Raw genomic sequence first — 9,283 nt, forward strand, 5'->3', positions numbered from 1 at the left:
TTGATTACATTAATAAAGCAGAAGAGCGTTTAACCAGTGACTATCAAGGTGACGATATGTAAATAGGCTTCAACAGTCGTTTCTTTAACGAAATGTTGAACAATTAATCGATACCCAGATAATATAACCATTGGGCTTCTTTTAAAATTACATAACTTTGAACATAAACAAAAAAGTACGTTAAACAACAGTAACAACCTTCTTATGTTTAAAAAATATGCTACGGCGGTTATGCTTATAGCCGTCTTTTTTAATGGTGCTGCTCAATTTACAGGGAAGGTTATTTCAGAAAATGGCAACCCAATTGAAAGTGTTTCGATAACAGTTGCCAATTCCATAAAAGTCAATACGAATGTCAATGGGGAATTTACATTCTCTTCGGAAATTGAACTTCCTACTACCATTTTATTGCAACATCCTGATTATTATACTGAAACTTTCACTATTTCAGAAACAGGAAATACCTATATTCTGAAAAAAACAAAAGAAGCCGAACAATTAGAAACTGTTGTTTTAGCTTCCAAGTTTCAAAAAGAAAGTGGTGTGCTCGTACCTACTTCAAATATTTCCTCTAAAACAATTGAAACCTATAGCCCGGTCGATTTGGTTTCAGCGATTAATGAAACGCCCGGCGTGTACATTCAGCAAGGCGCTATCAATACCAACCGAATTACCATTCGTGGCGTAGGTTCCCGCACCTTGTACGGCACCAATAAAATACGGGCTTACTTTAATGGTATTCCCATCACCAACGGTGTAGGTGAAACCGCAATTGACACGTACGACGCCAACGACATACAGAATGTTGAAATTATTAAAGGTCCAAAAGCTACGCAATATGGAACTAACCTTGGTGGAACGTTACTGCTCAATTCAAAAGAGCCACTAAAAAGCGAAGTTAAAATTTCAAATACAACAACAGCGGGGTCGTACGGATTGTTTAAAAATACAGTAAGCGCTTCTATAAAAGATGACAAGCTTTCGATTCATTTTAATTACGATCACCTGCAACAGGACGGCTATCGCGATAACAGCCGGTACAATCGGAATAGTTATTTTCTAAACACAGATTATCAATTTAATGAAAAGTACAGCCTTTCCTTTCTAATAAACCATCTCAACAACAACGCTCAAATTCCGAGTTCTTTGGGGCTAACCGATTTTACCGAAGACCCTTCGCAAGCTGCTTTTACATGGGATGCTTCCAAAGGTTATGAAGACAACCGCCAAACGGTGACTGGACTTAGTTTCTCTAGTAAATTTTCAGAAACGTTTAGCAATACCACGAGTGTGTATTATACCTATTTAGATCATTATGAGCCACGCCCTTTTAATATTCTCGATGAATTAACCAATGGTTACGGCGCCCGAACAGTGTTTGAAAAAAAATTTATCTTTAACCAACAACAAGCCAGTGTGAACTACGGTGCTGAATGGTACCAAGACGAATACCGTTGGAAAACGATTGAAAATTTATATGAAAAAAACAACGGCCAAGGTAGCTTGGAAGGTAATTTACTTAGCAAGAATAAAGAAGTTAGAAAACAACTGAATGCATTTGCCACAACCAAAATATCCCTTAGTTCAACGCTTGAAACAGAGTTAGGCCTCAACATCAATAAAACAACATACAGCTATAAAGATGAGTTTAATACGGGCGCAAGTAATACTTCTGCAGATAGGAATTTCGACGCCATTTTTGCACCCAGTATCACTTTTTTATATACAGCATCGGCTAATAGGGTTTTCTTCGGAAATATTAGCCGGGGTTTTAATTATCCCAGTCTGGAAGAAACGTTGACACCTGATGGAGTCATCAACCCCGAAATTGGTCCTGAAACCGGTTGGAATTATGAAATAGGAACTGAGCTCTATTTCTTTAACCGAAGTTTACGTATTAAATCTTCTGCTTATTTACTATCCATATCCAATTTATTGGTGGCCGAACGTGTGGGCGACGATCAATACATTGGCAGGAATGCTGGCAAAACCCATCATCGAGGTTTGGAGTTTCAAGCAGATTATACTTTTAAAATAGCATCTGTACTTGAAGTTAATCCCTTTTTAAATACAGAATTCAACTTTCATAAGTTTATTGATTTTGTGGACGAAGCAGACGATTTTTCAGGAAATGACCTCACTGGTGTACCTGATAAAAAAATAACCACAGGAGTACGTATCTATCATAATTCTGGGTTAGGCCTGTCTTCAAATTTCAGATATATTGGTAGTCAACCAATAACCGATAGTAATTCGTTGTATAGGGAGTCGTACAACCTGTTAAATATACAAGCCGAATATAAAAGGGCGATAGCAGCTACTTTTTATATCCGGCTTTCAGCAGGCATTAATAATGTAACTAACTCTACGTATGCCTCCTCAATTTTAATTAATGCTTCTGGTTTTGGTGGAAGTGAACCTCGGTACTACTACCCTGGTTTACCCCGTAATTATTACAGTAGTTTACAAATTCAATATACTTTTTAAGGCATCTCATTTCAGAAGAAATACTATCCTATAAACGGAATAGTCATAAAAAGACTTGGTGGTTGATTATTGCTGGCCCTTACTGCATTGACAATGGGTAACACAAAGGCCACAATACCTATAAAAATGAGCATTAAAATTCCTAAACCTAATAGTAGTATGGCAGGAATGCTTATGATAGTCAATAAAATCAAGGTCAGCTGAAAATTAACGATCGCCTTGCCGTGTTCGTTCATTCCCACTACTTTGTCTCTTTGGGTAAGCCATAGAATCAGTGGCACAATAAGGCCGCCAAATCCGGTAACATACGTTAACAATTGAGATACATGTGTGATGACCAGTAACTGGTTGTCGTAGCGTTTTGCAGTAGTGCTTTGTGTTTGTGGTGTGGGATTGATTACTTCCATTTTTATGATTGATTTTGATGCTGTACCTTATAGGTAGTAAAATGTGATAAAATGTTACAGTTAATCCTATCGCCAAAGGAATTATGTATTTTTGCAACTTAAAATATGGCAGGCATGAGACTCCTGCCGAAGTTTATACTGAGCATTTCAAAATAAATATAGTTTAGCCGTAGTACAAGAATTTATGACACACACCGATACCATTGTAGCTTTAGCCACCCCATCGGGAGCCGGCGCCATTGCCATCATCAGGCTTTCAGGGCCCGATGCCATTGCCATTGCCGCCAATTTGTTTGCTTCTGTTTCTGGCAAAAACTTAGCGAAGCAGAAAACACACACCGTGCATCTTGGGAATATCGTGGACGGTACCCGTGTGATAGACCAAGTTTTGGCTACGGTGTTTAAAAACCCCAATAGTTACACTGGGGAAAATGTGGTTGAGTTTTCGTGCCACGGCAGCAGTTACATTCAACAGGAAATAATACAACTATGCCTTCGGAACGGTTGCCGTATGGCTCAAGCCGGGGAATTTACTCTTCGGGCTTTCTTAAACGGAAAAATGGACTTAAGCCAAGCTGAAGCCGTGGCCGATTTGATAAGTAGTGATTCGGCCGCTTCGCACCAACTGGCCATGCAACAAATGCGCGGCGGTTTTTCTTCGGAAATAAAAAAATTGCGCCAAGAGCTGTTAGACTTCGCGTCTTTAATTGAATTAGAATTAGACTTTGCCGAAGAAGATGTGGAATTTGCCAATCGCGATGAATTCCAGAAATTAATAACCCGAATCACCCATGTTTTAAAACGATTGATTGACTCCTTTGCCACGGGGAATGTGTTGAAAAACGGAATTCCAGTAGCCATTGTGGGCGAACCGAATGTGGGGAAATCAACATTATTGAATGCGTTATTAAACGAAGAGCGCGCCATTGTAAGCGACATTGCCGGTACTACGCGTGACACCATTGAAGATGAAATTACCATTGGTGGCATTGGCTTCCGGTTTATCGATACTGCTGGAATTAGGGAAACGACCGATACCATTGAAGGCTTGGGCATAAAAAAGACTTTTGAAAAAATGGAGCAAGCGCAGGTGGTTGTGTTGCTTGTAGATAGTGTTCAATTAACTAGTGGTTCCGATGTAATTAAGAAGAGAAAAGTTGAAATAGAGAAAATTAAAAACAAATTTCCTCAAAAACCCTTGGTGATTATTGCCAACAAAGTAGATCAACTGTCGCCTGAGAAAATCTCAAATCTTAAATCTCAAATCCCAAATCTCAAATTACTTTCTGCTAAAACAGGAGAAGGTGTCGAAGAGCTTCAATCTACCCTACTCGATTTTGTAAATACTGGAGCGTTACGTAACAACGAAACCATTGTTACCAACACCCGCCATTATGATGCCCTTTTAAAAGCATTGGAAGAAATCCATAAAGTACAACAAGGCATAGACAGCAATTTAAGTAGCGATCTCATGGCGATAGATATTCGTCAAGCCTTATATTACTTTGGTGAAATCACTGGGGAAATCAGTAATGACGAGTTGTTAGGTAATATTTTTGCTAATTTTTGCATCGGGAAGTAGACAGTAATTTTATTTGATTTCATTTGCTGTTAATTTACTGTAAATCAAATTTTTGATAACAGCTCTCAAAGTTTACCTTCTCTTGATTATTCGGTTTTTATACTTTTATTACATCTAATTTACACCTCGAAATTATTTTTTACACCCGAGGTGTAAAAATTACACCTCGGGTGAAAATCCATCTCAGAAAGAAAAAATTGAAAAGTGCTATGACAAATCTTTATATTGAATTTTATAAAGACAAAATGCTTTGGGCAGTGTAGTCAACTTCTAATGCGGCAACCTACCCTTAACCAATCCATACAAAAACGTGCCAGCGATAGCGCCAAAAATCACTATCAAGATAGATGCATAACCTGCGCCTGCGAGCACATACATAGGGCCTGGACAAGCACCTGCAAGTGCCCAACCCAACCCGAAAATAATACCGCCTATTAAATAGCGAGGCACACTTTTGTTTTTTGGTGTAAGGCTCATTTCGCTGCCATCGAAGGGCTTTATGTTTTTACGTTTTATAAGCTGTACGCCTATGACTCCAAGCACCAAGGCTGAACCCATAATTCCGTACATATGGAAACTGCCAAATTGAAACATTTCATAAATACGGAACCAAGATGCTGCTTCAGATTTGAACATTATAATTCCGAAGAAAATACCGATAACTAAATATATAAAATAACGCATAGTTTAAAAGATTAAAGGGTAAAATAAATGAACCATTATCAGCCCACCTATAAAAAAGCCTATGGTGGCTATAAGAGATGGCAACTGAAGGTTGCTTATTCCAGAAATGGAATGACCAGATGTACAGCCGCCAGCATATCGCGCACCAAAACCAACTAATAGACCGCCTACTAATAGTATGCTAATGATAAACGGATTGCTTAACGCATCTGCCGCAAAAATTTCAGGAGGTAAATAACTTTCGCCAGCACTTGTTATTTGATAATCTTCTGCGAGTTGTTGTGCCACGTTGGGATTAATTTCAACAGTGTTATTGCTCATATAATTTGTAGCAATAAAACCACCGATTACGGCACCCAACACCACCATTAAATTCCAGCGTTGTGCTTTCCAATCAAATTTAAAGAAGTCGGCTGCTTTGCCACCACCGACTGCCGCACAGGCAGTTCTCAGGTTCGATGACATACCAAATTGCTTTCCTACAAGCAACAAGATAAACATTACAAGTGCAATAAGTGGTCCGCCTACGTACCACGGCCAAGGTTCATATATAAAATCCATATTAAATAATTTTTGTGCAAAGATGACAGTTTTAATAGGTCCAGTTAGTAACAATAGTTACAGTAGTATCAATTTTATTTTCTTAATTTGAATAAAAATAAAAACTATGACACGTAATAAAAAAATAAACTTGATTTCTATATTGCTCGCTTTAACCGCTATTGCAATGCTTGTAATAGGCATTGTTATGAAGATTCCTGCACCTGCTATTACTGGTATTGGCTTTCTATTGATTGTTTGGGCTTTTCAGGTGCTAAAATAAATAGTTGCTTGTTACAATTGCCCTCATAATATATCTGTAGGATTATATATGTGGCATAGATGTTTAACAAGCTACCGCACCTTTTGTTTTGGAGTTTTAGAGAGTTAAGTAACAAAAGTTACAAACCAAACTTATAATTATTTCTATTTTTGTCTTAATTCGTGAAAAGTAAAGTTTACATATCGATATTGTTAACCTTGGTGTTTATGGTAAAACTTGTTGCCATAGATGCAAATGGGCTGAATGCGTTGTTTAACGGAAAAGGAATTTCTTTTGTAAAACCTTTTTGTGAAAAAGAAAATTTTCAAGAGAGCACCGATAAAACAGCAGATTTTTCGCAAATAGACTTCGGTTCGTCACAAATTGTTGCATTAACGGGTGTTTGCACCTCCCAATTTCAATTTGAACTTTTCTCTTGGGAATCAACTATCTTAAGCCCTATTACTGTATTAAACACTAATTTTTCTTCCAATTTAAGTTATCCTTACCTAGATAATGATTCTCCGCCACCCCGCTTGGCATAATTTCTATTTAATGATTTTTTAAGTCGATTCTTCCGTAGAGGCTGTTCGTAAACAAGAATTAAGCTGTATCTATTTATTGCGGAAAGACATCGCACAAAAGAAAACACTCTTTTAACTATTTTACAATGGCTACCAAAATTTTAGTAAGCCGTCGTTCTGTACAATTGTTACGTATACTGGTAAGTGGCATATTTCTCGTTGCAAGTTTTAATCACTTGCTTAATGTAGAAAAAACCATCCAACGTATTGAACAAGCCAATTTTAAAGGTATCGCTTATTTTTTTGGCGAACCCCAATGGCTTATTATACTATCTGGTATCGTAATGCTCATAGCTGGTTTTCTGTTTCTCATTGGTTATAAAACCAAGTGGGCAGCAATTGTACTAATGGCAGTTTTAATACCTATTACATTAACCATTCAAGTGGGCCAGATTACAACTCTTGGACCGCTCTTTAAAAATATAGCAATTATCGGTGGACTTCTCTTTTTTGTACTGAATGACACCAATAACCTTTTAAAATAAACAAAAATGAAAACGTATTTATTTAGTTCCCTTTTTTTAATGTTAACCCTGTTCGGAACCCTTACCACACAGGCGCAACAAACAAATGACAACAAAAACAATTATGTGGTATTGACAAAAAAAGTACCACAATTACAACCCATTATTTTAACGGCGGAAGCTTTAAAACTAGAAGAAGGAGATGCTTTTGGAGAGTTTAAAGTGGTTATCTGCGGAAAAGGAATAGGTGATATCACCAATACCGAAAAAATAAGTGGGTTTATCAAAAAAGCTAAAAAAGCAGGTGTACAAATTGTTGCTTGCGGATTTTCACTTAATAAATTCAACATAGACAGAGCTAATGTTCCAAAAGAAATTAAAGTAGTTGATAACGGAATACTCTATAATTTCCAACTTCAAAAGAAAGGATACAAAAGCATTAGTTTATAATTATAAAAAGAAAAACAAAAAGAATGAAAACAAATAATAAAATATTAGTATCAAGCATTGCCTTGATAGCATTAGCCTTAGTAACTGTCGCTTTCACGCCGGAAAAATCAAAAGCTATGAAGCCTACGGAGACATCAAAGGATACGTTGAGTGTTACTATATTACAAACAGCAGATATACACGGCCAGCTCGATACACACCCTGAACTTTTCTGGGAAAACGAGCAGATAGTTTTTAAAAATCGGGGTGGTCTTGCCAATATCAAAACACTTTTTGAACAGGAACGTCAAAAAAATCCAAACCGCACCCTAATTGTAGATGGTGGCGATTTAATTCAAGGAAGTGGTTACACGGCGCTTTCCGATGGAAAAGTAATGCCCGAGCTTATAAAGAATATGGGGTACGATGTTATAATTCCGGGTAATTGGGAAGTAGTTTACGGTAAAGAGATAATGATGGATGTGATGAATGGCTACAATACCGATGTTGTTGCCCAAAATATGTATCACGACGATAGCGAAGAACCCTTATTTCCTGCTTATTCCATTAAAGAAATTGAAGGAGTACGCATTGGGTTTATGGGTATTAACGACCCCGATGTGCCCGTACGCCAAAACCCTATCTTTAGTGAAGGAATCTCATTTAGCGGCCTGACAGAAGATTTAAAAAAACAAGTGGATGATTTGAAGGTGAAAGAAAACCTAGATGTACTCTTTTTGGTAACCCATATTGGTATTTTTAAACAAGTAGAGCTTGCTAACAACCCCATTTCTGAAAATGTTGACTATATATTAGGAAATGATACCCACGAGCGTGTGCGCAAACCAATACAAGGTAAATATGCTAAGGTTACAGAGCCTGGAGCTTTTGGTTCGTTTGTAGGGAAACTAACCTTACATTTTGTAGACGGAAAGCTAGTAGGCGATGATTATGAACTTATTGATGTAGATCCAGCCGTTTATCCTGCCGATACAGAAATGCAGCAATTGGTAAATAAAGCAAAAGAGCCTTACGAAGCACATTTAGAAACCGTAGTAGGATATACTGAAACACCCCTCTACCGTTACCTTACCGTAGAAAACCCAATGGATAATATGATTACCGATGCAGCCCGTTGGAAAACAGGTGCCGATATTTCTATTTCCAATGGTTTTAGGTTTGGAAACCCTATTGTGCCCGAAAATGGTCAAGCTGCGCCAATTACCAGAGCCAATTTATGGAATTTACTTCCCGTAAATGAAAAAATAAAAACAGGAAGAGCCACCGGAAAACAGATTAAAAATTGGTTGGAAAAAGAGATGCACAATGCTTTTTCAAAAAACCCTACCGAACGTTTTGGTGGTTGGTTAGTACGATTTTCAGGGATGAAAGTGGACTTTAACAGTCAAAATGAAAAGGGAGAACGTATAAAAAGCATCACAGTAAACGGCGAGACAATGCAAGATAACGAATACTATACCATTTCGGCTTGTGTTCGCCCTGGAGATCCTTTAGACAACCTATGTAGAATGCCTAATGTAAAAGATGTTAAGGTAAAAGATTATACCATTCACGAGGTTGTAGAAGAATATCTTCAGAAAAACTCTCCTGTTTCGCCAACCTTAGAAGGAAGAGCCTATTGTGAATATTTGGGTGTTAATTCCTTTTCAACCGTACCCGAGACAAAATATCAATTTAAATAAAAGCGATGAAAACAAATCCTAAGTTCAACAAATAAGTGCAACTCAAATTAAAAATCATTGGGGGCTAGCCCCCAATGATTGGCCAAGTGCTAAATTTGCGTTGCAATGAAATATAAACAGCTCAGCCGAGAGCAAAGATAC

The 9,283-nt window shown here is 37.5% G+C and carries 10 protein-coding genes; 7 read left to right on the forward strand and 3 right to left on the reverse strand.

Going from position 1 to position 9,283, the window contains the following annotated elements; translation table 11 throughout:
* Positions 1-204 precede the first annotated feature (204 nt).
* On the forward strand, positions 205-2,487 hold the full coding sequence (locus DDV96_RS15110) for a TonB-dependent receptor family protein (RefSeq protein ID WP_116695624.1): 2,283 nt from the start codon (positions 205-207) through the stop codon (positions 2,485-2,487).
* A 23-nt stretch (positions 2,488-2,510) separates the two neighbouring features.
* Here DDV96_RS15110 and DDV96_RS15115 read toward each other — a convergent pair whose 3' ends face one another.
* On the reverse strand, positions 2,511-2,894 hold the full coding sequence (locus DDV96_RS15115) for a DUF4870 domain-containing protein (protein WP_116695625.1): 384 nt from the start codon (positions 2,892-2,894) through the stop codon (positions 2,511-2,513).
* A 184-nt stretch (positions 2,895-3,078) separates the two neighbouring features.
* On the opposite strand from DDV96_RS15115, the gene mnmE reads away from it, so the two are divergent.
* Complete coding sequence (gene mnmE, locus DDV96_RS15120; protein WP_116695626.1) at positions 3,079-4,476, forward strand: tRNA uridine-5-carboxymethylaminomethyl(34) synthesis GTPase MnmE; 1,398 nt, start codon at positions 3,079-3,081, stop codon at positions 4,474-4,476.
* A 270-nt stretch (positions 4,477-4,746) separates the two neighbouring features.
* On the opposite strand, the gene DDV96_RS15125 is transcribed toward mnmE, so the two are convergent.
* Positions 4,747-5,160, reverse strand: a complete 414-nt coding sequence (locus tag DDV96_RS15125; RefSeq protein WP_116695627.1) for a DUF6691 family protein — start codon at positions 5,158-5,160, stop codon at positions 4,747-4,749.
* Positions 5,161-5,163: 3 nt separating this feature from the next.
* Positions 5,164-5,721, reverse strand: coding sequence for a YeeE/YedE family protein (locus tag DDV96_RS15130; protein ID WP_116695628.1), 558 nt, complete (start codon positions 5,719-5,721; stop codon positions 5,164-5,166).
* A 106-nt stretch (positions 5,722-5,827) separates the two neighbouring features.
* Between DDV96_RS15130 and DDV96_RS15890 the strand changes: the two genes are divergently transcribed.
* From DDV96_RS15890 to DDV96_RS15150, 5 genes are all read left to right on the forward strand, one after another.
* Positions 5,828-5,983, forward strand: coding sequence for a hypothetical protein (locus tag DDV96_RS15890; protein WP_165806024.1), 156 nt, complete (start codon positions 5,828-5,830; stop codon positions 5,981-5,983).
* A 206-nt stretch (positions 5,984-6,189) separates the two neighbouring features.
* Positions 6,190-6,507: a hypothetical protein gene (locus DDV96_RS15135; RefSeq protein ID WP_116695629.1), complete on the forward strand. Its 318-nt coding sequence runs from the start codon at positions 6,190-6,192 to the stop codon at positions 6,505-6,507.
* A 125-nt stretch (positions 6,508-6,632) separates the two neighbouring features.
* Positions 6,633-7,031, forward strand: coding sequence for a DoxX family protein (locus tag DDV96_RS15140; RefSeq protein ID WP_116695630.1), 399 nt, complete (start codon positions 6,633-6,635; stop codon positions 7,029-7,031).
* 6 nt (positions 7,032-7,037) lie between these two features.
* The gene (locus tag DDV96_RS15145; protein ID WP_116695631.1) at positions 7,038-7,460 is read left to right on the forward strand and encodes a DsrE family protein; all 423 of its coding nucleotides are present in this window, start codon (positions 7,038-7,040) and stop codon (positions 7,458-7,460) included.
* 23 nt (positions 7,461-7,483) lie between these two features.
* A complete protein-coding gene (locus DDV96_RS15150) occupies positions 7,484-9,142 on the forward strand; it encodes a bifunctional metallophosphatase/5'-nucleotidase (RefSeq protein WP_116695632.1) in 1,659 nt (552 codons plus the stop codon).
* Positions 9,143-9,283: the final 141 nt, after the last annotated feature.

The sequence above is a fragment of the Marixanthomonas spongiae genome (assembly GCF_003095375.1).
Taxonomy (GTDB): Bacteria; Bacteroidota; Bacteroidia; order Flavobacteriales; family Flavobacteriaceae; genus Marixanthomonas; species Marixanthomonas spongiae.

What these genes read in the sequence shown, in the direction of transcription:
- DDV96_RS15110 (WP_116695624.1), top strand. Translation starts at nt 205, where the DNA reads ATGTTTAAAAAATATGCTACGGCGGTTATGCTTATAGCCGTCTTTTTT.
- DDV96_RS15115 (WP_116695625.1), bottom strand. Translation starts at nt 2,894, where the DNA reads ATGGAAGTAATCAATCCCACACCACAAACACAAAGCACTACTGCAAAA.
- mnmE (WP_116695626.1), top strand. Translation starts at nt 3,079, where the DNA reads ATGACACACACCGATACCATTGTAGCTTTAGCCACCCCATCGGGAGCC.
- DDV96_RS15125 (WP_116695627.1), bottom strand. Translation starts at nt 5,160, where the DNA reads ATGCGTTATTTTATATATTTAGTTATCGGTATTTTCTTCGGAATTATA.
- DDV96_RS15130 (WP_116695628.1), bottom strand. Translation starts at nt 5,721, where the DNA reads ATGGATTTTATATATGAACCTTGGCCGTGGTACGTAGGCGGACCACTT.
- DDV96_RS15890 (WP_165806024.1), top strand. Translation starts at nt 5,828, where the DNA reads ATGACACGTAATAAAAAAATAAACTTGATTTCTATATTGCTCGCTTTA.
- DDV96_RS15135 (WP_116695629.1), top strand. Translation starts at nt 6,190, where the DNA reads ATGGTAAAACTTGTTGCCATAGATGCAAATGGGCTGAATGCGTTGTTT.
- DDV96_RS15140 (WP_116695630.1), top strand. Translation starts at nt 6,633, where the DNA reads ATGGCTACCAAAATTTTAGTAAGCCGTCGTTCTGTACAATTGTTACGT.
- DDV96_RS15145 (WP_116695631.1), top strand. Translation starts at nt 7,038, where the DNA reads ATGAAAACGTATTTATTTAGTTCCCTTTTTTTAATGTTAACCCTGTTC.
- DDV96_RS15150 (WP_116695632.1), top strand. Translation starts at nt 7,484, where the DNA reads ATGAAAACAAATAATAAAATATTAGTATCAAGCATTGCCTTGATAGCA.